22 protein-coding genes and 1 riboswitch are annotated in these 23,776 nt (G+C 37.6%); of the genes, 16 read left to right on the top strand and 6 right to left on the bottom strand.

The window, feature by feature from the left end:
* Nucleotides 1-116: 116 nt before the first annotated feature.
* From ezrA to L6W14_RS16935, 5 genes are all read left to right on the top strand, one after another.
* A complete protein-coding gene (gene ezrA / locus L6W14_RS16955) occupies nucleotides 117-1,817 on the top strand; it encodes a septation ring formation regulator EzrA (protein ID WP_131521328.1) in 1,701 nt (566 codons plus the stop codon).
* Nucleotides 1,818-1,907: 90 nt separating this feature from the next.
* Complete coding sequence (locus L6W14_RS16950; protein ID WP_131521329.1) at nucleotides 1,908-2,375, top strand: GNAT family N-acetyltransferase; 468 nt, start codon at nucleotides 1,908-1,910, stop codon at nucleotides 2,373-2,375.
* A gap of 105 nt (nucleotides 2,376-2,480) precedes the next feature.
* Nucleotides 2,481-3,632, top strand: coding sequence for a cysteine desulfurase family protein (locus L6W14_RS16945; RefSeq protein WP_131521330.1), 1,152 nt, complete (start codon nucleotides 2,481-2,483; stop codon nucleotides 3,630-3,632).
* Complete coding sequence (thiI, locus tag L6W14_RS16940; RefSeq protein ID WP_131521331.1) at nucleotides 3,633-4,841, top strand: tRNA uracil 4-sulfurtransferase ThiI; 1,209 nt, start codon at nucleotides 3,633-3,635, stop codon at nucleotides 4,839-4,841.
* A gap of 145 nt (nucleotides 4,842-4,986) precedes the next feature.
* Entirely contained in the window at nucleotides 4,987-5,205 is a 219-nt protein-coding gene (locus L6W14_RS16935; RefSeq protein WP_004226165.1) for an alpha/beta-type small acid-soluble spore protein, read from the top strand.
* A 70-nt stretch (nucleotides 5,206-5,275) separates the two neighbouring features.
* Here the strand turns inward: L6W14_RS16935 and thiE are convergent, their stop codons facing one another.
* Genes thiE through thiM form a run of 3 tightly spaced genes read right to left on the bottom strand, consistent with a single transcriptional unit; the run spans nucleotide 5,276 to nucleotide 7,489 of the window.
* Nucleotides 5,276-5,920, bottom strand: a complete 645-nt coding sequence (thiE, locus tag L6W14_RS16930) for a thiamine phosphate synthase (RefSeq protein WP_131521332.1) — start codon at nucleotides 5,918-5,920, stop codon at nucleotides 5,276-5,278.
* Nucleotides 5,910-6,734 (bottom strand): bifunctional hydroxymethylpyrimidine kinase/phosphomethylpyrimidine kinase, encoded by an 825-nt coding sequence (thiD, locus tag L6W14_RS16925; protein ID WP_131521333.1) that lies wholly within the window; start codon nucleotides 6,732-6,734, stop codon nucleotides 5,910-5,912. Before thiD ends, thiE begins: the two co-directional genes overlap by 11 nt.
* A complete protein-coding gene (gene thiM / locus L6W14_RS16920; RefSeq protein WP_131521334.1) occupies nucleotides 6,722-7,489 on the bottom strand; it encodes a hydroxyethylthiazole kinase in 768 nt (255 codons plus the stop codon). Before thiM ends, thiD begins: the two co-directional genes overlap by 13 nt.
* Nucleotides 7,490-7,572: 83 nt before the next feature.
* A riboswitch (TPP riboswitch) is annotated at nucleotides 7,573-7,670 on the bottom strand.
* A gap of 190 nt (nucleotides 7,671-7,860) precedes the next feature.
* Between thiM and mbcS the strand changes: the two genes are divergently transcribed.
* From mbcS to L6W14_RS16895, 5 genes are all read left to right on the top strand, one after another.
* Nucleotides 7,861-9,444 (top strand): acyl-CoA synthetase MbcS, encoded by a 1,584-nt coding sequence (gene mbcS / locus L6W14_RS16915; RefSeq protein WP_131521335.1) that lies wholly within the window; start codon nucleotides 7,861-7,863, stop codon nucleotides 9,442-9,444.
* A 187-nt stretch (nucleotides 9,445-9,631) separates the two neighbouring features.
* Complete coding sequence (gene sppA, locus L6W14_RS16910; protein ID WP_131521336.1) at nucleotides 9,632-10,645, top strand: signal peptide peptidase SppA; 1,014 nt, start codon at nucleotides 9,632-9,634, stop codon at nucleotides 10,643-10,645.
* 11 nt (nucleotides 10,646-10,656) lie between these two features.
* A complete protein-coding gene (locus L6W14_RS16905) occupies nucleotides 10,657-11,283 on the top strand; it encodes an RDD family protein (protein ID WP_237898459.1) in 627 nt (208 codons plus the stop codon).
* A 124-nt stretch (nucleotides 11,284-11,407) separates the two neighbouring features.
* Nucleotides 11,408-11,911, top strand: a complete 504-nt coding sequence (gene tpx / locus L6W14_RS16900; protein WP_131521338.1) for a thiol peroxidase — start codon at nucleotides 11,408-11,410, stop codon at nucleotides 11,909-11,911.
* A gap of 89 nt (nucleotides 11,912-12,000) precedes the next feature.
* On the top strand, nucleotides 12,001-12,930 hold the full coding sequence (locus tag L6W14_RS16895) for a class I SAM-dependent methyltransferase (protein WP_237898457.1): 930 nt from the start codon (nucleotides 12,001-12,003) through the stop codon (nucleotides 12,928-12,930).
* Between the two features lie 61 nt (nucleotides 12,931-12,991).
* Here L6W14_RS16895 and L6W14_RS16890 read toward each other — a convergent pair whose 3' ends face one another.
* Nucleotides 12,992-13,441 (bottom strand): universal stress protein, encoded by a 450-nt coding sequence (locus L6W14_RS16890; RefSeq protein ID WP_004226191.1) that lies wholly within the window; start codon nucleotides 13,439-13,441, stop codon nucleotides 12,992-12,994.
* Between the two features lie 421 nt (nucleotides 13,442-13,862).
* Between L6W14_RS16890 and ald the strand changes: the two genes are divergently transcribed.
* Nucleotides 13,863-14,978: an alanine dehydrogenase gene (ald, locus tag L6W14_RS16885; RefSeq protein ID WP_004226195.1), complete on the top strand. Its 1,116-nt coding sequence runs from the start codon at nucleotides 13,863-13,865 to the stop codon at nucleotides 14,976-14,978.
* Between the two features lie 52 nt (nucleotides 14,979-15,030).
* On the opposite strand, the gene L6W14_RS16880 is transcribed toward ald, so the two are convergent.
* Nucleotides 15,031-16,119: a M24 family metallopeptidase gene (locus tag L6W14_RS16880; protein ID WP_131521340.1), complete on the bottom strand. Its 1,089-nt coding sequence runs from the start codon at nucleotides 16,117-16,119 to the stop codon at nucleotides 15,031-15,033.
* Nucleotides 16,120-16,352: 233 nt separating this feature from the next.
* Between L6W14_RS16880 and L6W14_RS16875 the strand changes: the two genes are divergently transcribed.
* Entirely contained in the window at nucleotides 16,353-17,036 is a 684-nt protein-coding gene (locus L6W14_RS16875) for a metal-dependent hydrolase (protein ID WP_131521341.1), read from the top strand.
* 152 nt (nucleotides 17,037-17,188) lie between these two features.
* Nucleotides 17,189-18,496 (top strand): DRTGG domain-containing protein, encoded by a 1,308-nt coding sequence (locus L6W14_RS16870; RefSeq protein WP_004226205.1) that lies wholly within the window; start codon nucleotides 17,189-17,191, stop codon nucleotides 18,494-18,496.
* A gap of 55 nt (nucleotides 18,497-18,551) precedes the next feature.
* Here L6W14_RS16870 and L6W14_RS16865 read toward each other — a convergent pair whose 3' ends face one another.
* Entirely contained in the window at nucleotides 18,552-18,857 is a 306-nt protein-coding gene (locus L6W14_RS16865) for a YtpI family protein (protein ID WP_048393558.1), read from the bottom strand.
* A 90-nt stretch (nucleotides 18,858-18,947) separates the two neighbouring features.
* Between L6W14_RS16865 and L6W14_RS16860 the strand changes: the two genes are divergently transcribed.
* The 3 genes from L6W14_RS16860 (at nucleotide 18,948) to L6W14_RS16850 (ending at nucleotide 23,772) form a co-directional block, all read left to right on the top strand.
* The gene (locus tag L6W14_RS16860) at nucleotides 18,948-19,892 is read left to right on the top strand and encodes a DHH family phosphoesterase (RefSeq protein WP_131521342.1); all 945 of its coding nucleotides are present in this window, start codon (nucleotides 18,948-18,950) and stop codon (nucleotides 19,890-19,892) included.
* A 22-nt stretch (nucleotides 19,893-19,914) separates the two neighbouring features.
* Nucleotides 19,915-22,998, top strand: coding sequence for a DNA polymerase III subunit alpha (gene dnaE, locus L6W14_RS16855; RefSeq protein ID WP_237898455.1), 3,084 nt, complete (start codon nucleotides 19,915-19,917; stop codon nucleotides 22,996-22,998).
* Between the two features lie 132 nt (nucleotides 22,999-23,130).
* Nucleotides 23,131-23,772: a FadR/GntR family transcriptional regulator gene (locus L6W14_RS16850; protein WP_048393566.1), complete on the top strand. Its 642-nt coding sequence runs from the start codon at nucleotides 23,131-23,133 to the stop codon at nucleotides 23,770-23,772.
* Nucleotides 23,773-23,776 lie beyond the last annotated feature (4 nt).

The raw sequence follows: 23,776 nt of genomic DNA, 5'->3' as shown, positions 1-23,776 counted from the left end.
CAATAGCGAAAATACAGTTTTCTGAAAAACACTTAAATTTTAGTACAAAAGGCGAAAACATAGTATATAATAAATACAACTAGCCAATTCGTTTATTGTAGAATAGGAGGCTTACGATGGAGTATATCATCATTCCGATTATCCTACTATTAATTTTAGCCATAGTAGGATTTATGATGCGAAGAAAACATGTTGCAATTATTGCAAAACTAGAAAATGAAAAATTACAAATACAACATAATCCTATAAATGAAGAAATTTCAAAAGTAAAATCTTTAAACATGAACGGTGAAACGGAAGAAATGTTTGAACGATGGCGCAATACTTGGGATGAAGTCATCGACGTACATATGACTAAAATCGATTCTCTCCTATTTGATGCTGAGGATCAAATTAATCGACTTCGTTTTAAAAGGGCAACTTTAATAGAACGTGAAATTGAAGATTACATTGAGAAATGCGACCAAGATAAAAATAAAATTTTAGAAGAACTGAATGAATTAATTGGCAGCGAAGAAAAAAATCGAATTGAAATCGAACAATTAAAAGAATACTATCGCTCTGCAAGAAAGACATTGCTGGCTCATCAGCATTCATTCGGTGTAGCATTACCTGCATTAGAGAAGAAGCTAGAGACATTTGTTCAAAAATTTGAAGAGTTCGATGTCCTAACAAATGAAGGTAATTATTTGCAAGCGCGAGAAATTGTCATTAGCTTAAATCAAGAATCACAGCAGACATTCGAATATATTAATGATGTTCCAACCATCTTAACGGAAATTCAAGTAAAGCTACCAGGTGCGGTGCAGGAATTGCGTAATGGTCAGCGTGAAATGGAAGACCAATCTTACTATTTACAGCATTTAGAATTGACAGATGCACTGAATAAATATGAAAAAGAATTTGATGCATTAAAACTCGAACTTGCAGAGCTGAATTTAAAAGTTGTTAAACCTCGTGTCACAGAAATAAATGAAGAAATCGATCATTTTTATGATTTACTTGAAAAAGAGGTTATTGCTAAAAATTATGTAGATCAAAATTGTGACCGTTTATTAAGCTCTATTACCAATGTCATTTCTTCAACAAAATTAGTGAATGACGAGGCAACTTATGTACAGCAAAGTTATCATTTAAATGAAAAGGATGCCGAAATTCCAAAAGCCGCTTTAAAACAATTGGAAGCGCTGCAACGTCGCTATGATCTATTAGCTATGCGTGTCAGGGAAGAAAAATCGGCTTATTCTAGCTTACAGGAAGAGTTAATCGAAATTAGTGAAGAGCTTGAACGAATTCATGAAGAACAAGGTCATCTATCGAATACAATGAAGAAACTTCGAATAGACGAAAATAAAGCACGCGCTCAAGTCGAAAACTTAAAGAAAATATTACAGGATACTGACCGTTTATTGAACAAGGCAAATATTCCAGGAATTCCTGAGGAGATGGATGCACGACTCGATGAGGCAGCAGAGCACATCTATGTTGTCATGCAAAGCTTGCAAGAAGTACCACTTAATATGGGTACTGTTCATAATAATCTAAATGCAGCTACACTCTGTGTAGAGGATGTTAGAGTAAAGGCACATGAGTTAATCGAAAATGTGATGCTCATTGAGCGTATTATTCAATACGGTAATCGCCATCGCGCATCGAACCCAAAATTGAACGGACGTTTAAGAGAAGCAGAAGAGGCTTTCCATCAATTCCGTTATGCAAAGGCTTTAGAAGAAGCAGGTACAGCAGTGGAAGAAATGGAGCCGGGTGCCTTAAAGCGTATTCAAGAAATGGTTGCCGAAGATTTCATAGCAAAATAATTCAAAAAAATTTTTGAGCTGTCTAAAAAGTATAGCGATTACTTTTTAGACAGCTTTCTATTTATTGCTTAGATTAGGATGTGATTCAGTATGAAACTGTCGATCAAAAAAATGAATGAACATTTCGTAAGTGAAATTTTACAATGGCAATATGTAACACCTTACGATTTTTACAATAATGAATTATCGGGTGAAAATATACAAGAAATGCTTGATAATCCTTACTTTGCGATCTTTAATAATCATAGTGAATTAATTGGCTATTATTGTACAGGTAAAGCAGCCCAAGTGCCAAAAGGGAAAGGTGTTGGTGCGTATGAAGAATACTGTATAGATATTGGAATTGGGTTGAAGCCAAATCTAACGGGTCAAGGATTAGGAACGGCATTTTTTTCGTTTATTGTTCAAACAGTTCAGGAAGAACATCAGCTGCCATTACGTTTAACTGTTGCCCTATTTAATAAGAGAGCAATCCATCTTTATGAAAAATTTGGTTTTGTTAAAGCAATTGAATTTAGTACACCAACAGAGTTTGTCACGATGGTGAAAAAAATGTAGGATTCAATTAAAAATTAAATAATCGTTAAAGTTAGTGGTCAATCGCCAAAGATTGCGTTATGATAAATACCGTTAAATCAACGTTTTGAAAGTGTGTGAAAAGTTATGGTTAATACAATTTATTTAGATAATAGTGCAACAACTAAGCCTTTAAAAGAGGTTATGCAAGCATTTATGGTTGTGAATGAGCAGTATTATGCCAACCCTGCTTCCATCCATGCTATGGGTGTTGAAGCAAATGATTTATTAATACGTGCGCGTGAGCAAGTAGCAGATATTTTGCAGACAGAGGCAAAAAATGTGCTATTTACTTCAGGTGGTACAGAATCAAATAATGCAGCTATTTTTGGCATAGCACGTAGTAATACGCATATAGGAAAGCATATTTTAACGACTGAAATCGAACATCCATCAGTGTTAGAAACAATGAAACAACTTGAAAAAGAAGGCTATAATGTTGAATATCTTCATGTCGATCGAAATGGTGTGATTTCTCTAGATGAGCTTCGTACTAAAATACGAAAAGAAACAATTTTAGTTAGCATCATGCATGTGAATAATGAAATGGGTGCAATTCAGCCTATAAAGGAAGCAGCAAAAATGATTCATGAAATGAGTCGTGCTGTCTTTCATGTTGATGCTGTGCAAAGCTTTGGAAAATTAGCAATATCCTTTAAAGAAGAAGGACCTGACTGTATTTCTATCTCTGGCCATAAAATTCATGGCTTTAAAGGCTCAGGAGTGTTAGCATTCCGTAAACCCATAAGATGGCAGCCTTTTGCTCTTGGTGGAGGTCAGGAATTTGGTATGCGTAGTGGTACTGTAGCAGTTCCGCAAGCTGTTGCTTTAGCGAAAGCGGCTCGACTTGCTGTTGAAACCATGAATGAACGCACAAAAAAATACCGTCAATGGCATGATGAAATCCGAACTCAGCTAGAAAGTTATGGCGAAGCAGTCCATGTTTTATCAACCCCACAGGGAGCTGCGCATATTGTGTCATTTAGTGTTCGTGATTTAAAAGGGGAAGTCATTATTAATGCTATGCAAAAACGTGGTGTCATTGTGTCGACATCAAGTGCATGTTCTTCCAAGCAAACGAAAACAAGTCATGTCGTCGAGGCGCTTCACCTTGATGAGCATTATAAAAAAGGCGTGATTCGCCTTAGCTTTGGCGCACATAACACAATAGAAGATATAGAAAACTTTAAACAAGTACTAGCAGAAGTAATGTTGGAACTCAAAGGAGAAAATAAGTAAATGATTTGGAAAGAAATTTTAATTAGATATGGTGAGCTTTCTACAAAAGGTCGCAACAAAATGGATTTTATCCGCCGTTTACGTGAAAATATTCGTCATGCCTTTGCAGATTTAGGACAACTGCATATTCGCACAGAACGTGACCGTATGTTTATTGCCATAGAAGACGAAGCACAAATGCAAATGCTAATTACAGGTTTACCTAAAATTTTTGGTATTCAATCATTTAGTCCTGTCGCTGCATGCGAAAAAGATATGGACAGTATGAAAAAGCTCGCTATCACGATTATGGAGACATTTAAAGACGAGCCCCATACATTTAAAGTAGAGGTAAAACGTACTGATAAAACATTTCCTTTAGAATCTCATGCCATCCAACGTGAGATCGGTGGCTATGTTTTACCGCAATTTCAAAATTTATCTGTTAAAGTGAAGCAGCCTGATATTGAGCTACGTGTAGAAGTTCGCCATGATGCAACTTATATGATGGCACAAGTCTTACCTGGTGCAGGTGGAATGCCAGTAGGATCAAATGGCAAGTCTTTATTAATGCTATCTGGTGGTATTGATAGCCCTGTTGCTGGTTATTTAATGATGAAGCGTGGTGTGCGATTAGAGGCTATTCACTTCTTTAGTCCACCTTATACAAGCCAAAATTCATTGGAAAAGGTTAAAGTGCTTGCCAATGAATTAACAAAATTTGGTGCTAGTATTCGTTTGCATGTCATTCCTTTTACTGAAATACAAGTTCTTATTAAAGAAAAAGTACCTTCTAATGTATCGATGACGACAACTCGCCGAATGATGTTGAAGGTTGCTGATCAGGTGCGTGAGGAAATTGGTGCACTTGCTATTGTAACGGGTGAAAGTCTTGGACAAGTAGCGAGTCAAACGCTTGAAAGCTTAACAGCAATAAACGCAGTAACAAATACACCTATCCTTCGTCCACTGATTTCAACAGATAAATTAGAAATTATTGATATTGCGGAAAAAATCGGCACATACGAAACATCTATACAGCCATTTGAAGATTGCTGCACGATTTTTACACCAGCTAGTCCAAAAACAAAACCGAAGCTTGAAAAGGTTGAGCATTATGAAAGCTTCTCTGACTTTGATGAATTGATCGAGCGAGCAGTGAAGAATCGCGAGGTCTATATTTTCCCTAAGAAAGAGGAACAGCAAGATAAATTTGCAGATCTACTATAAGGATTTAAAAGCCGTCTCAAAGCCCATTTTGAGACGGCTTTTTTGTATGGATAGCGTTATTCCAATAGAGGTACAATTTACCTCTAAATTTTTTGTATTAAAAATCTAATATCGCACATTCTATATTCACAAGGAGGTGAGAAACATGGCTTCAAACAACAACCGTAGTTCAAACCAGCTTGCAGTACCTGGTGTACAACAAGCACTAGATCAAATGAAATACGAAATTGCACAAGAATTTGGTGTTCAATTAGGAGCTGAAGCTTCAGCTCGTGCCAACGGTTCCGTTGGTGGTGAAATCACTAAACGTCTTGTACAAATGGCAGAATCTCAATTAAAAGGTATGCCAAACAACAACCAATAAATGCTGATTAAGCATTTATAAACTTAAAACCAGTGACCGTAAAAGGCACTGGTTTTAGTTTGTTTATTGATCATTTATTTATACAAGATAGGGATTTAAATGTAGCTACTGTATAATCAACATTTTTGCTTTGACAAATAGCTGAAATAACCGCAACACCATCAACCCCCGTTTGAAATACAGAATGTGCATTTGCGAAATTTATTCCGCCAATTGCTACAATTGGTAATTCAGGATGCAGAGAATGAGCCTCCTGTAAAAAAGATGTGCCACATGGTGGTTGAGCATCGCTTTTAGAGGACGTTGGGAAGATTGGGCCGATGCCGACATAATCAGCTTGATGGTTCATAGCTATTTGCAATTCTTCCTCGCTATGGACAGATACACCAAGAATCATGTTCCCAATTCTTTTACGTGCTACACCTACAGGTAAATCATCTTGCCCGATATGAACACCATCAGCTCCGAGTCGTATCGCTAGATCAACATCGTCATTAATGATAAAGGGCACATTATAGTGATGACATAGTTGTTGACATTGGCGTGCAAACTGTTCATAGGCAAGTCCCGTTAATGCGTGAGGACCTTTTTCACGAAATTGAAACATTGTAATGCCTGCTTGCAAGGCTTTTTCGAGGATATAGATAGGTTCTTCTTGAGAAGGAACATTGCTCGTACCCATAATAAAATAAAGCTGCAAATCCTCACGTTTCATGAATAATCACCTCACAGGCTTCCTTATGCTGTTGATAAGCAAAATGATTAGTGGGTCCATGACCATTTCCAATCGATAAATTATACATAATAGCTAATTGAATAAATTTTTTAGCTTCTATAATGGCATTTTCCAGAGCAAATCCTTGTCCAAGAAAAGCAGTAAGTGCTGCGGAAAATGTACATCCAGTACCATGCGTATTTTTTGTTTGGATGCGAGGAGACTGCATCGAAAAAGAACGCCCATTTTTTAAAAATACGTAATCAATGGCATAAAGTGGATCTGCTAAATGACCACCTTTAATGATGACACATTGTACACCTAGCTGTAACAAGCTTTGAGCTACTTCTTTCATATCTTCAAAATGATGAATAGATCTCCCAGTAAGTGTCTCTGCCTCGGGTATATTGGGCGTAACAACCGTAGCAAGTGGTAATAAAGTTGAGCGTAAGGCATCGATAGCTTCTGGCTGTAATAGGCTTTCCCCACCTTTTGCAATCATCACTGGATCAACAATCAGTGGAATGTTTAGCTCCCTGATCTTGTGTGCAATTGCTGTGATAATTTCTGAGGAATAAAGCATTCCTGTTTTAATCGCAGCGATTGGAAAATCTTCTACTAAGGCTTCTAATTGTTTTTTTATAAAGGAAACGTCAATCGGGCAAACACCTGTTACACCCAAAGTATTTTGAGCAGTTAGAGCAGTAATAACAGAAGTACCAAACACTTCTAATTCCTGAAATGTTTTTAAATCAGCCTGTATACCCGCGCCACCACCACTATCTGAGCCAGCGATTGTTGTTACAATATGCATGAAGCTGCACCATCCTTTGATAAGCGATGTATAGCATTGAGTAAGGCTATTTGAAAATCACCAATGTCTGCAGTAAATGCGGATGCCAGTACACCTGCTTTTTTATAGTAAGTAAGTGTTTCTGTTAATTGTTGGTAAGGATTATGGCTTACACTATAGGCTGCGCCACAAATTGCGCTAAGTAAACAACCTGTACCCGTTACTTCCGTCATTTGTGGATGACCACCAGCAATCCATTGGCTATGCTTGCCATCAGTTATAAAATCGTGTTCTCCTGTGACAATAACAATGCATTGATAGCGTTGAGCCAATGATGTGGCTTCTAATTCCATAGCGATAGTGCCATGACCACTATCGACACCTTTTTGTTGCCAATTTACACCAGCTATTGCTGCTAGCTCGCCGAGATTACAGCGAATCACCGCAAATTGTATGTTTTCCAGTAAGTATCTTACGGTTTCCTTACGATAAGTTGTGGCTCCAACTCCGACAGGATCTAAAATAACAGGAATACCAAGTTTATTGGCTTTTTCGCCTGCTAATAACATGGCACTTTTTGTGCGATCATTAAGTGTTCCAATATTAATTAATAATGCTTGAGCAATGGCCACCATCTCCTCTACCTCTTGGCAGTCATCGGCCATTACTGGTGAAGCACCTATCGCTAATAAACCATTTGCTTGAAAATTTGCCACTACATAATTGGTAATACAATGGATAAGTGGTTGCTGTTGACGAATTGTTTGAAAAATCATTGTAGTCCTCCTTTAGGGATGGACGTAAGCATGCAAAAAAGGCTCTTTTTGTGTAAAAATGCACGAAAAGAGCCTTTCATCTGAAAACGATGTTTATTGCTCCCTACGTCAGTATTAACTAACAGGTTCAAAGGGTCAGGTTTTACCTTCTCAACTCTTACGAGTCCCCCTGCAATCTTGCTTTTAGTTGACCAAAATGTACCATACTTTTCAGTTGTATTCAATAGCAAGTTTTCCTATAGATAAAATGTGACCGATGCCATATAGGAGAGTATGATAGTTGTCATGACTTTACCGAAATTAAGCACAAACCATTGAAAATGCTGAAAAAAGAGTCTTATAATGTGTCATAACAAAAGGGGGCAATTGCCATGAAAAGACAAGATTTAGTTGCACCAGAATGGTATAACATAGTAGAGGAAATTGAAAAATATGCTCAGGATGCAACCAAAAATGCTTTAATTATTTATGAGGAAAACCAAGACATCCAATGTATTACATATGCACATTTATTGGAAAAAGCGAATCAAGCAGCACATGTATTCACTAAGCAAGGTTTAAAGAAAGGTGATGTCATTTTAGTGATGGTACCACGTTCAGTGGAAGCATATATAGTGTATATTGCTGCATTGAAAGCGGGTTTAACGATTATTCCAAGTTCTGAGATGTTAAGAACAAAGGATATTGAGTATCGAATTCATCATGCAAATGCTAAAGCAGTTATTGCATTCGAACCCTATATTGAACAGTTCGATAAAGTTGGAAATTTACAAGACATACTGCAATTTGTCATAGGGAATGCACATGAACCTTGGCAGAACATACTTGAAAAAATGAATAATCAACCTACAACCTACATAAATCCTATCCCAACAAAAAGTACAGACCATGCATTTTTAGCCTATACAAGCGGAACAACAGGAAATCCAAAAGCAGCAGTGCATACGCATAGTTGGGGCTATGCTCATTTACGAACAACAGCACCACATTGGTTGGGGGTACAAGAAAATGATATTGTTTGGGCGACTGCAGCACCAGGATGGCAAAAATGGATATGGAGTCCGTTTCTAGCTACTTTAGGTAGTGGTGCTACTGCATTTGTCTACAAAGGTAAATTTGAAGCAGCTTGTTATTTAGCATTGCTTGAGCGATTCAAAATCAATGTATTATGCTGTACACCAACTGAATATCGTTTTATGGCAGCGCTTGAAGATTTATATGAATATGATTTAAGTGCGATTCGCCAAGCTGTATCAGCTGGTGAGCCATTAAATAGTGAGGTCATTAGAGTATTCTTGGAAACATTCAAATTACAAGTGCGAGATGGCTATGGACAAACAGAAAATACATTATTGGTAGGCACAATGGTAGGAATGGACGCAAGAGTTGGGTCGATGGGAAAACCTACTCCTGGCAACACTGTTGAAATTATTAATGATTTGGGCAAACCCGTTGCAATCGGAGAAGTTGGTGATATTGCTGTTCATCGTGAAACACCAGCCCTCTTTAAAAAATATTTAAATGATCCTGAACGTACAAATTTACAATTTCGTGGGGATTGGTATATTACAGGAGATCGTGCCTATAAAGATGAAGATGGCTACTTTTGGTTTGACGGACGAGGAGACGATGTTATTATTTCCTCAGGCTATACAATTGGCCCTTTTGAAGTAGAGGATGCTTTAATGAAGCATCCAGCTGTAAAAGAGGCTGCTGTTATAGCGAGCCCTGATAAAGTAAGAGGAAATATTGTCAAGGCATTTATTGTTCTGCGCGATGGTGAAAAAGGTGATGGAGCGCTTATTCAAACACTCCAAAGTCATGTTAAATCATTGACCGCTCCTTATAAATATCCACGTGCTATTGAATTTGTAGAGGAACTACCAAAAACATCTTCTGGGAAAATTAGACGTGTCGAATTACGACAACAAGAAATTAAACACCTCCAATTCTAATTCATTTCCTAGGAAATAATGTCGAAAATCAAAGTTCATCAAAGGTATGGACTTTGATTTTTTTATTTTTTTTAGGTAAGGTAATATGAGGAAATACATAGCTTAAAGCTTTTTGTGTTTAATTATTGCAAAAAAATGAAACAAATTGGCAAGTCATACGTATTACGTGTTGAGGAGGCGGAAAGACATGAATGTAAAAAGGTGGGTTGCTTTAGTAGTGGCAGGTGTTCTCTTACTATTTTCGTTAGGAATTAATACCATTTTTGCGCTATTTAAAGCAGATTTCCTAGGTAATTTTGATAGCTTAATGGCAGGTAATAGCTTAGATGTATATGAAAATGTCATTGAAGGGGAAAATTTTGATAAGCGAATTGCTTATTTAAAGGTAGATGGAACGATTCAAGATATCGGCTCAAGTACATTGTGGCAACCAGTTGCCTATGATCATCAATTTTTCTTAGAACAATTGGATAATATTTTATATGATGAGTCCATACAGGGTGTTGTCTTAAGCGTTAATTCACCAGGTGGTGGTGTAAAGGAATCTGCAGATATCTATAAAAAGCTACTAAAAATCAAAGAAGAACGACAAATACCAATTTATGTATCGATGGATTCTATGGCAGCTTCAGGTGGTTATTATATTTCGGCACCAGCAGATAAAATATTTGCCCATCGTGATACAATAACAGGTTCTATTGGTGTCATCATGCAATCTATTAACTATCAAGAGTTGGCTGAAAAAGTAGGGGTCAAATTTGAGACGTTTAAATCAGGAGAGCATAAAGATATGCTAAGTCCAATGCGTGAAGTGACAGAAGAGGAACGTGCAATGATGCAAGATATGATTAATGAAACGTACGAAGAATTTGTAGATATTGTAGAGCAGGGACGTAATATGTCTGAAGCAGAAGTGAAGAAGGTTGCAGATGGTCGTATTCTTGGCGGTACAAAAGCGCTTGAAGCAGGGTTAATTGATGAAATTGGTGATGAAGAAGCGGCCATTGCAGCTCTTCGTGAGGATTATGGACTTGAAGATGCGGCTTTATTTGAGTATTCATACGATATGGGTGGCTGGCAATCATACGTAGGTATGAAAATTGGCTCCATGTTCGGTCCCTCTGCCGAGGAAAAAATGCTAATGAAAATCATGACGGACTATAGCGCACCGAAAATGATGTATCTATATGGGGAATACTAGGAGGGAGCACAATGACAAACAATGAAATTGTTATGCAAGGTTCACCCTCATTGGAAAATGGCTTCTATATAAACACTTCAGGAGAATCAGCAAATGAAAAAAACTATGCATTAAAAACTGCTGGTTTTTGGGTACGATTTTGGGCATTTTTATTAGATGGATTCATTATTTCTGCTGTAGGAGGAATACTCGTCAATCCTATCTTTTATTTAATGGATTGGTCCTTATCTGATTCTGTTTGGTATGCGCCGATTTCTATTATTACAGCAATTTTCTACTATAGTTATTTTGTGCTGATGACAAAGTTCTTGGGACAAACGCTAGGGAAAATGGTGTTTGGATTACGTGTCATTTCATTAAAGCACGATCAGTTAACTTGGTCAGATGTGTTATTCCGTGATTGGATTGGTCGTATCATCAATAATATTTTTATGCCACTGTATATTTTGGTAGTGATTTTGCCAGAAAATCAAGGCTTACATGATTATTTTGCCGATACAACAGTGGTGCACGAAAAAATCTTTATTGAAAAGGCTTCAACACCGACTACATTACCAAAACAAGAAGAACATGTAGAAATTACGGTGCAAGAAGAAAAAATAGACCTAGCCAAGCTAGAGGAAAAAAATGAACAATAAACATAAGACTGTCTCAAATTAGGAGACAGTCTTATCTATTTCTAAGTATGTAAGCTATCATAGTTGCAATTAATTCCCTTCATTTAGTAATATTATGTACATATGATGATTAGGAGGCGTTTAGATGGCACAAGTAACATTTAAAAATGGTCCAGTGACACTAGTAGGAAATGAAGTAAAGGTGGGCGATCAGGCTCCAGATTTTACGGTATTAGCGAATGACCTATCACCTGTAACATTAAATGATTCAGAAGGAAAAGTTCGTTTATTTAGTGTTGTACCATCATTAGATACTGGTGTATGTGATGCGCAAACACGTCGATTCAATGAGGAAGCAGCGAACTTAGGTGATAATGTAGTCATTTATACAGTATCTGTGGATCTTCCATTCGCTCAAAAGCGTTGGTGTGGTGCAGCAGGTATAGATGCAGTCCAAACTGTATCAGATCACCGCGACCTTTCATTTGGTGAGGCATATGGCGTATACATTCAAGAATTACGTCTTCTGACACGTGCAGTATTCGTTGTGGATGCAAACAATAAAGTAACATATGTTGAATATGTACCTGAAGCTACAGATCATCCAAACTATGAAGCGGCCATTGCAGCTGTCAAAGCACTAGCATAATAAGCTGCTTTTAGGCTAAGATAATACTAGACAAAGGGGCTGTGACAAGTGTTTGTCACGGCTCTTTTCTGCGTGAAAGGAAGTTAGATATGGAAAATATCGAAAAGTTATTTGGTTTGCTAAATGCGCATGCCGAAAAAATCGAAAAAGAACACAATATAACGTTACTAGAAGGATTATTAGATGGGTTAGAGGCATGGCTTGATGGCGAAGTTGATTTTTCTCAAAAAGATGCAACAAAAGAGGATATTCGTAAAGCTATTCAAATTGCTATTTTAAAAGGGATGCGCAAAGGCTCACAGCCGAATCATCAAATGACTCCTGATACGTTAGGGCTATTAGTGGGCTACTTTGTGGAGCAGATTTTTGCAGAGCGTCTTGAAAATGAAAAGATCTCGATCATGGACCCAGCAGTAGGCACGGGCAATTTATTACTGACGGTTATGAATTTATTAGATGGAAAAGTGGAAGCAACAGGTGTAGAGGTGGATGAGCTACTTATTCGCCTTGCTGCTGCAACTGCTGACTTAACAGAACAACCTATTTCTTTATACCGTCAAGATGCCTTAGCAGATTTATTGGTCAATCCGGTTGATGCCGTTGTTTGTGATTTACCTGTAGGTTATTATCCAAATGAAGAAGTGGCGCTCGATTATGAATTATGTCCAGCGGAGGGGATGAGTTATGCCCATCATTTATTCATCGAGCAATCAATGAATTATACAAAGGATGGCGGCTATTTATTTTTCCTTGCACCCTCTCATCTGTTTGAGTCAGAGCAGTCTAAGCAATTACACAAATACATTCAAAAGCATGCGTGGATCCAAGCGATTATTCAATTACCTGATTCTATGTTTGCGAATAAATCATTAGAGAAGAGCATTGTGATTTTACAAAAACAATCGAAGGAATTGAAAGCACCTAAAGAAGTCCTATTAGCTAAAGTACCAAATATGCAGAATAAACAGGCACTTGCGCTATTCTTTGAAAAAGTGAAGATGTGGAAAGAGGGCAAGTAATTGCTCTTGAGTGCAAGTAAAAAGGTATCCTATATAAGGATACCTTTTTATGTATTACAAATTAGTTTTCAGGCGTACGGATAACTAGTACGTCACATTTAGCTGAACGTACAATTGCCTCAGATACAGAACCGATTAGGAAGCGTTCTACTGCATTTAGACCAGTTGCACCACAAATGATTAAATCTGCGTCTACGATGTTAGAAAGCTCTTTTGTTATGATATTTTTTGGAGAGCCATACTCGATGATAAGATTAACATTCGTTAAACCTTCATCTTCAGCTTGCTTTTTGTAACCATTTAATAGTTCTTCAGAAAATGCTTGAGCACGCTCTGCAATGGAACGGTCATATGCTTCGATAGCAGCAAATGAACGAGTATCGATTACATTTACTAGATTTAACACTGCACCTTCGTTTCGTTTTGCAACATCAATTGATTTACGAAACGCGTATTCAGCTTCTTTTGAACCGTCTACTGCAACAACAATGCTTTTATAATGATTAGCCATTTGAAAAACCTCCCTGATTTGTATATGTTGATTATACCAAATGATTTTCTAAAGGAAATACTTTCCGCAAGAAAAATTATGAAAATGTGAAGGCATTTCATGTAGAAATGTTCATTAATTATAAATATCTAATTCCCACTATTTGCAGTGTGTAAACGTTTTTTGATTGATTTCAACTACACATGAATCAGGTCCATTAACGGTTACTTAGACTCCTTTTTAGTTTTTAAATATAGTAATTTATAATGATATACAACGTTTGAATATTTGTTAATTTGGAAATCTTATAAATTTTATCTGTATTTGCATTAGTTAAAGCTTTTTTTGCAATTGTTTGGTAATATGGAAGTGCAAGGGGTGCATCAAGTTTAGTTACATAAATGATGCTTATTTCTTACGTTATGGAAGGGGATAGGAAACAATGAAGATTGGTATTCCAAAGGAAATTAAAAACAATGAAAACCGAGTAGCAATGACACCAGCAGGAGTTGTCACTTTAACACATGCAGGACATGAAGTGTACATTGAAACAGGAGCGGGGCTAGGTTCAAGCTTTACGGATGCTGATTACATTGCAGCAGGTGCTCATATTGTTCAAACAGCTAAAGAAGCTTGGTCACAAGAAATGATTATGAAGGTAAAAGAACCTGTAGCTTCTGAGTATGATTACTTCTACGAAGGTCAAATTTTATTCACTTATTTACACTTAGCGCCAGAGGTTGAATTAACTCAGGCACTTTTAAATAAAAAAGTTGTAGGAATTGCCTACGAAACAGTACAATTAGCAAATGGTTCATTACCTTTGTTAACACCAATGAGTGAAGTTGCTGGTAAAATGGCTACACAAATTGGAGCACAGTTCTTAGAGAGAAACCATGCTGGTAAAGGTATTTTACTAGGTGGTGTATCAGGTGTACAACGTGGAAAAGTGACAGTAATTGGCGGTGGTATTGCAGGTACAAATGCTGCAAAAATTGCTGTTGGTATGGGTGCTGATGTGACAGTTATCGATTTAAGCCCAGAACGTTTACGTCAATTAGAAGATATGTTTGGACGTGATGTTCAAACATTAATGTCTAATCCATATAATATTGCAGAATCAGTGAAAGATTCAGATTTAGTTATTGGTGCGGTATTAATCCCAGGCGCAAAAGCACCGAAACTTGTATCGGAAGAAATGATTCAGTCAATGCAAGCCGGCTCTGTTGTAGTCGATATCGCAATTGACCAAGGTGGTATCTTTGCAACATCTGACCGTGTGACAACACATGATGATCCAACCTATGTGAAGCATGGCGTTGTACACTATGCAGTTGCAAATATGCCTGGTGCGGTACCACGTACTTCTACAATTGCTTTAACAAATAATACAATTCCATATGCACTTCAAATTGCCAACAAAGGCTACAAACAAGCTTGCCTTGATAATGCAGCACTGAAAAAAGGTGTGAATACATTAGATGGACAACTTGTTTATAAAGCAGTGGCAGATTCGCAAGGACTACCATTTGTCAATGTGGATGAATTAATTCAATAAACTTTGCTAGACAGAGAAAAAGGAAGCACACTAGTTGCTTCCTTTTTTTGCATTATAGAATGATTAAATCTTTCGGGAATTTTGTTAATACTTCAACGCCATCTTTTGTAACGACAACATCATCCTCAATACGTACGCCTGTTACATCTGATTTATAAATGCCAGGCTCAATCGTAAAGACCATACCTTCTTCCATCGTCATCTCATTGGCACCTGTAACAGATGGGAATTCATGCACAGAAATACCAAGACCATGTCCAAGGCGGTGGGTGAAATATTCACCATAACCAGCCTCTGTAATTGTATCACGCGCAATTTTGTCTAAGTCCATCGCACGAACACCTGGTTTTACTGCTGCGACAGCATTTGTATTGGCAGCTAAAACAGTTTGATAAATTTCCTTTTGTGCTTCACTAGGCTCCCCAAAAGCTACAGTACGTGTAATATCTGAGCAATAGCCATCGTAAATAACGCCAAGGTCAAATAGTACCATATCACCTTTTTCAATTTTACGTGCACCTGGCTTCCCATGAGGAGAGGCAGTTTTTGGACCACTCAATACCATTGTTTCAAAAGACATTTTACAGCCTTTATCTTGAATGGCACTTTCGATTGCTGTTAGGATTTCCATTTCTGTTTTACCTTCAGCAATTTCCTTGCAACCGATTTCAATTGCATAATCGGCCAATTCAGCAGCTTTACGTAATTTTTCTAATTCACTTTTATCTTTGATTACGCGCATCGCATTAATTTTTTCGTCAAGACGCACAAAGCTAGCTTGAGGGAAAGATTGCTGTAAAGCTTCCAAGCGCTCAACAATGAGTTGTGCTTTTTCGATAGCAAATGTAGCTGGGGTGATTTGGCGTGCTACAATCGCTTGAGCAAGAACTTCCATCGAATTTTCTGTATCTTGATGACCAATTACCTCATAAGACCAACCAGCAGCCTTTGCATCTGGAATCTCCATTTGTGGACAAATTAGAAAAGGCTCCGCATCTTTAAAAATCATGACTCCTAGTAATCTTTCATGTGGATTACTTTTAAAGCCTGAAACGTAAAAAACATTGTCAGGTGTTGTTACGAATGCTGCATCGATATGATTTTGCTGCAAGTAACGTTGGATTTCTTCAACCTTTGACATCAATATGTCCTCCTTTTATTGCATGGGAAATTTTACGTAAGAAAGCTTCGACTGTTGAAAAAAGTAGCGAGGTTTCTTATCGAGTACTGAATAATTATGCTCTAACAGGGTATAAGGCTGTTAGAGAATGCTACCATTATTCTCTGTACAAGCATATCAAAAAAAGGGAAAAAGCGCATGGGTAGCGAATTAAAATGTTGGACTGTACTTTGTTAATCGAGGAGGATGTTAAGATGAAAATAAGTTATCATGGACATTCAGTTGTCAAAATTCAAACAAATGGAAAAACGATATTAATTGACCCTTTTATTAATGGCAATGGGCAAACAGACTTAAAAGTGGCTGATGAAGCGCCAGATATTATTTTACTTACACATGGCCATAATGATCATGTTGGAGATACAGTAGAATTAGCGAAGAAAAAAGATGCGCTAGTCATTGCGCCAAATGAGCTGGCTAATTGGATTTCTTGGCAAGGTGTAAAAACACACCCGATGCATATAGGTGGTGCAAAGGAATTTGACTTTGGTAAAGTAAAGTTTACACAAGCCTTTCATGGCTCTTCTTATGTAACAGAAAATAACGAAATAATTTATATGGGCATGCCTGCTGGACTATTATTATTTATTGAAGGATTAACAATTTATCATGCGGGCGATACAGCTCTTTTTGGTGATATGAAACTAATTGGTGAACGACATCCAATTGATATTGCATTCTTACCAATTGGTGATAATTTTACAATGGGGCCAGAGGATGCAGCGTGTGCAGTTTCGTTTTTAAAGCCGAAAATTGTCGTACCGATTCATTACAATACATTCCCACCAATCGAGCAAGATCCACAAATTTTTGCAGATTTAGTACAAAATACAGAAGTTCAAATTTTGAAAGCTGGCGAAAAAGTAAACTGTTTCTAATCGTTGGTAATGCTGTACTATATGAATTGACACCACGCTGGTAGTTGAAATGATGGGGAAAGTTAAACAATTTCATCACTTTATATTAAATATTTTCATAAAAAATATGGTACACTAAGAGCAGAATTGAAGCTTAGGAAATAGGTGATATTTTGTCTACAAAACATGAGAAAATTTTACAATACATCGAATCACTACCCGTGGGCGATAAAATTTCAGTACGGCAAATAGCAAAGGAAATGCAAGTGAGTGAAGGAACAGCTTACCGTGCAATTAAGGAAGCTGAAAATCGTCGCTTAGTAAGTTCTATTGAACGTGTTGGAACAATTCGTATTGAGAAAAAAAAGAAAGAAAATATTGAGCGCTTAACTTTTGCAGAAATTGTTAATATTGTAGATGGCCAAGTTTTAGGTGGTAAATCAGGTCTACATAAAACACTAACAAAATTTGTTATTGGGGCTATGCAATTAGAGGACATGATGCGTTACACTGATGCAGGTAGCTTATTAATTGTTGGTAACCGTATTAAAGCACATGAGAATGCCCTTCGAGCGGGGGCAGCTGTTTTAATCACCGGCGGTTTTGATACTACGGAAGATAATAAGTTGCTTGCAGATTCATTAGATTTACCAATTATTTCAACAAGCTACGATACGTTTACAGTAGCAACAATGATTAACCGGGCAATCTATGACCAATTGATTAAAAAAGATATTCTTTTTATCGAAGACATTTATGTACCGATGACTGACACTGCAGCATTAAAAAATGATGAAACAATTCATCATTTCCAGAAGCTGAATGAACGTACAACCCATGGTGCATTTCCTGTAGTTACCCACCAAAATAAATTGGTCGGTATGATTACCGTAAAAGACGTCATTGGTCGTGAAGAAAACGAGCTTATTGAAAAAGTAATGACGAAAAACCCAATTGCTGGCTCCATGAAAATGAGTGTCGCTTCGGCAGGGCATCGAATGATTTGGGAGGGGATTGATCTCTTACCAATTGTAGATGACGACAATATTTTACAGGGTGTTATTAGCCGTCAAGATGTACTGAAGGCGTTGCAATTAGCACAAAGACAGCCACAGCATGGTGAAACGATTGATGATTTAGTGAAAAATGAAATGAAGGTATTAGGTGATGAAGAACTCATCGTTGAATTTAAAGTCACACCACAAATGACTAATCAATATGGAGCAATTTCATACGGTGCTTTTACAACTTTACTAGCTGAGGTCGGTTCATTCGCATTAAAACGACGTAAACGTGGAGATGCAGTGGCAGAGAATATGACTATTTACTTTATTAAACCAGTCCAAATGGAAAGTACGCTAACTGTTAAGCCTCGGATTTTAGATATGAGTCGTAAGTTTGTGAAGATGGATTTTGAAGTGTATAATCAACAAATGCTTGTTGGTAAGGCAATGATGATGTTCCAACTATTAGAACGTTAAGTATTGAAAAGGGATGGCCTAGCGCAATTGCTTGGTCATCCCTTTGTTACATATATTATTGATTAATGCGGAATTCTTCCTCAACAAATTGTCCATAATGACGTGCTTTTTTTATATTTTCTACAATAACTAAGATGCCGAGCGCGGCAAGAATTGCTACAATAATAAATGTAAATAAGCTCGGGAATAAATAAGCTTGATTTAAAGCAAATGACAATATTAAGGAACCTAAGCCGATGTTCGCTTTGCTTTTATACCAGTTTTTAGCAATAGGTAATGGAGAACGGAATTGTTTTGTTTTAAAATAAAAATAAAAAACAAAAGATATGATAATCGCAAACACAAATATTAAATTGAGCATAGTAAACCTCCTAGCATAACTAGACATTATTGTAACGATAATTATGTAAAAATGCTAACGGTTCTTACTATCATTTTGGGGGAAATTATTGTGAAAAGACAAATCATCGACACAATTGAGGCCAATGAAACCATTATTATCCATCGTCATGTACGTCCTGATCCTGATGCTTATGGCTCACAGCAAGGCTTAAAAGAGATTATTTTAGCCAATTATCCTGAGAAAAAGGTTTTTGCTGTAGGGGAACATGATGCTTCTTTATCTTTTATGGCACAGCCTGATGAAATAGCGGATGAAGTGTATGAAAATGCTTTAGTTATTGTCACTGACACGGCTAATACAGAGCGTGTTGACGACCAACGCTACACAAAAGGAAAAATGGTGATAAAAATTGATCATCATCCAAATGATGATGCTTATGGTGATCTTTTATGGGTGGACACGACAGCAAGCTCTTGTAGTGAAATGATCTATGAATTATATGAAGAGGGCAAGGAAGTAGCAAACTGGAAACTTTCAGATGCTGCTGCACGCTTATTATTTGCAGGAATAGTGGGCGATACAGGCAGATTCCAATTCCCAAGTACAACAGCTAAAACATTTAAAGTTGCTGCGGATCTGATTACATATGATTTTGATCGAAACCAACTATTTGATGGCATGTACGAAATGGAGCAAAAATTACTTAATTTACAGGGATATATTTATCAAAACTTTACAATGGATGAGCATGGAGCTGCGTATGTGAAGCTAACAAAAGAATTACTGGCAGAGCATGACACAGTGCCATCTGAGGCTTCTTTATTAGTAGGCTGCCTAGGCAGTGTTAAAGATATATGCTCATGGGTTGTTTTCATTGAAGAAGGGGATCAGATCCGTGTACGATTACGTTCGAAGGGTCCCGTTATCAATACATTAGCAAAAGAATTTAACGGTGGCGGACATCCGCTTGCATCTGGTGCTACTGCCTATTCATGGGAAGAAGCAGACCACGTAATTGCAAGATTAAAAGAGATTTGTAAAGCGTATCATTAACAGAGAAAAGGAAGGGATTCATTTGACACATGTATATACAAAGATGCATACGAGCGCGGATTTATTGAAAAGCACAATTCGGCTTGAGCAATTGATTCCTTTTTTACAAGAACAAAAGACACAAGCCTGTGCAATCGTTAATACGAAATTGTACGGGCTTTTGCCTTTTTGTAAAGCATTGCAGCAAGTAAATATCCATGCGGTTATAGGGCTTTCGGTAAACGTTCAGTGGCATGATAAAACGCTGCCCCTCGTCCTGTATGCGCAGACACAGGAGGGCTATCAACATTTATTAAAGATTAGTAGTGCGATTTCAATTAGACAAGATGATATGCTGCCTTGGAAATGGCTTGAGGGATATTCAGCAGGTTGTATAGCGCTACTTTCTTCAGACGATTTAACAGATGTAGATGACTGGCAGGCAATGGTTTCTGCTTTGGTCCAACTATTTAACCATCACCTCTATATGGGGATTGCTAGACCTGGAGGGATAAAAGCTGAACAAGAAGATGATTTCGTTTCTTGGTGTGAAGAACATGCTATTGCACTTGTAGCATCTCAAAGCTGTTATTTCTTGCGTCCAGAAGATCATTTTGCTTATGAAGTAGCAAGAGCAATTGATACAGGAGAAAAGCTTGGTAATACTATGCAAACAGCTGATGTACAGGGCTATTTTGCCCCAACAGCATTCGAATGGCAAAATTGGTTTGCGGATCGTCCAGATTGGCTTGATGCCAGTACGAAAATGCTTGCTTGCTGTAAAGCTGATTTACCAAAAATGCCTGTGCAAATGCCTAAATTTCCTGTACCTGAAGGTGAAACAGCTGAAAGCTTGCTTGTTAAAGAGGCATTTACTGGATTAGAAGAGCGATTCAAGCAACTGGCAATACCCGGTGCTTACCATGAACGATTACAGTATGAACTAGAAATTATTTGCTCTATGGGCTTTGCTGACTATTTTTTGGTTGTGGCGGATTTTATGCGATATGCAAAAGAAAATCGAATTTTGACGGGACCTGGACGTGGTTCCTCAGCAGGTTCGCTTGTGGCATATAGTCTTTCGATTACCCAAGTAGATCCACTTGCCTATGGTTTATTATTCGAACGTTTTTTAAATCCTGAAAGAATTACCTTACCTGATATTGATATCGATTTTGTTGATAGTAAAAGGCATCAAGTCATTCAGTATGTTGCCCAAAAGTATGGCAAAGCAAATGTCGCACAAATTATTACATTTGGTACATTGTCTGCAAAAGCAGTTGCCAGGGATGTTGCACGAGTATTTGGCTTTGATGCGGAAATACTAGAAAAAATTTCGAAGATGATTCCAAATAAGCCGGGAATTACATTACAAAGAGCTGTAGCAGAGTCACAGGACTTTCAAGGCTGGTTAGCGGAGAATGATAAGCATTTGCGTTGGTACGAAGTGGCGTTAAAATTGGAGGGCCTACCAAGAAACTCGTCTATACATGCAGCTGGTATTGTCATCGCTCCATCGCCTTTAGTGAATACTGTACCGATTGAAGAAGGGCATGATGGTATTTATAGTACCCAATGGCCAATGGGAGATATTGAAGCATGTGGTCTCGTCAAAATGGATTTTTTAGGCTTGCGCAATCTTACTATTTTAGAGCAAATACGTTGGTCAATTTATAAAGCTGGTGGTCCTTGGATAGAATTTGAGCGAATCCCACTGCATGATGACAAGACGTTTCAACTATTACAAAGAGGGGATACGCTGGGGATTTTTCAATTAGAATCAGACGGTATGAAGCAAGCCTTGCGTGATATCTGCCCTACAACCTTTTTAGATATTGTGGCTGTAAATGCACTTTATCGCCCAGGTCCAATGGATTTTATTCCTGTCTATGCAAAACGGAAGGCTGGCAGAGAAATGGTAACGATGCCACATCCAGTGCTAGAGCCTATTTTACAAGAGACCTTTGGTGTGATCGTTTATCAAGAACAAATTATTAAAATTGCATCAGTACTGGCCGGCTTTACAATGGGACAGGCAGATTTGCTTCGCCGAGCAGTGAGTAAAAAAAATCGACAAGTTTTAGAGGAGCAACGCACAGCATTTGTTCAGGGGGCGCTACGCCAAGGCTTTGATCAGCGTTTAGCTGAAGAAGTATACGAACTGATTGTACGCTTTGCGGATTATGGTTTCCCTAAAAGTCATGCTGTGGCCTATAGTGTTATTTCCTATCAAATGGCTTATTTAAAGGCGCATTTCCCTCAAAACTTTTATGCAGCGTTATTATCAAATGCCACGGGAAATGTAGAAAAGATTCAACAATTTGTCCATGAGGCAAAAGATAAGGGCATCCCATTTTATCCACCTTCATTAAAAAGTAGTACGAAATATTTTACGGTGGAAAAGGAAGGCATTCGCTACAGCTTATCAGGAATTAAAGGTGTGCCTCATACATTTATAGAAAAAATACATGGACTCCGTCAAACAAATCCAGAGGTATTAAATAACCTATTTGATCTAGCTGTTGCCTTAAGTGCGCAGCATTTTAAGCCAAAAGTGTTGGAATCATTGATATATGCTGGGGCGCTTGATTATCTAGAAAAAGATAGAGCCGTCCTCATCATGACAGTTGAGGCAGCTTTGAAACACGCGGAACTTTTAAGGCCAACTGAAGATATTGATTTAGCATCAGCAATGGCATTTAGTTTTGGTAAACCAAAATATATGCAGGCAGAAGCAATGTCCCAGAAGGAAAAATTGATGCATGAAAAAGAGAGCTTGGGCTTTTATATTTCTACCCATCCAGTTGCACAGGAAAGACTCTTCTGGGCGGATATCAATAGTACCTGTCGAGAGTTGAAGCAGGAGCGTGATGGTACCTCCATAAAAATGATTGGTCTGATTGAAGAAGTGAAGAAAATCCGTACGAAAAAAGGTGAGCAAATGGCTTTTGTTCAGCTACAGGATGAGTTTGGAACAGTTTCCACTACATTTTTTCCACAAACCTTTCAGTTGGTCCAAGACCTGCTGGTAGAGGAGGAAATGTTATGGATTGAAGGTGTTTTAGAAAGACGTTTTGGCAAGCCGCAAATCAAAGTAAAACATGCGCAAACGACGAAAAAGATATAAAATGAAACAAGAAATTAGAAACTGCATTAAATTTTATGCAGTTTTTTCTTTACTTTTGCACAGTTATTTTGTAAGCTAGAGTCAACGTTAAAAAGTGGTCAGACCACTTTTTTGATAAGGGGAGTTAGTCGTATGGATAAAAAAACCGAACAAAAAAAAGTGTTTTTAGAAATCGTCCAACAACTACGTCAACTCATTAAAATGGAAAAAATTCAAGCAGGCGAGAAGCTACCTTCCGAACGAGTTCTATCAGAGCGTCTAGGTGTCGGGCGATCCTCTGTGAGAGAGGCTTTGCGAAGCTTAGAGTTGCTAGGGCTTATTGAAACGAGACATGGTGGTGGTACTTTTCTTGCGTCCACACATAAGCATCAGCTCGTAGAAATACTGTCGATGTTTATATTAGAAGATGAAAAATCAAAAAAAGATGTCGAATTAACGCGACAAATTCATGAAATGGAAGCAATCCGCGTAATAAGTTGTACAGAGATTCTTCGCACACTACCTGTGTGGGATAGTTTTTTTGTGAAACTAGAAATAGAAGGTACAATTAATTGTCGAGATATTTTAAGAGAACTATTAATTACGACAGGTAATCGTCTTTCATTAAAAATCTGGTTTCAATTAGCAGCTTATGATGGCGACCGTTTAAATCGAAACTCAACAGAAGATGAAAAATTAATCATTCAAACGATGTTGAAATCGATGCAGCTGGGTTACGAAAAAGAAGCATTAAAAGCTTATGAGCAGTGGATGAGTACTGTACAGAGCATTTAGACAA

Source organism: Lysinibacillus sp. ACHW1.5 (assembly GCF_022014815.1).
GTDB classification, from domain to species: domain Bacteria; phylum Bacillota; class Bacilli; order Bacillales_A; family Planococcaceae; genus Lysinibacillus; species Lysinibacillus capsici.
The sequence above is the reverse complement of the archived record's forward strand: the minus strand, read 5'-3'. Positions and strand labels throughout refer to the sequence as shown.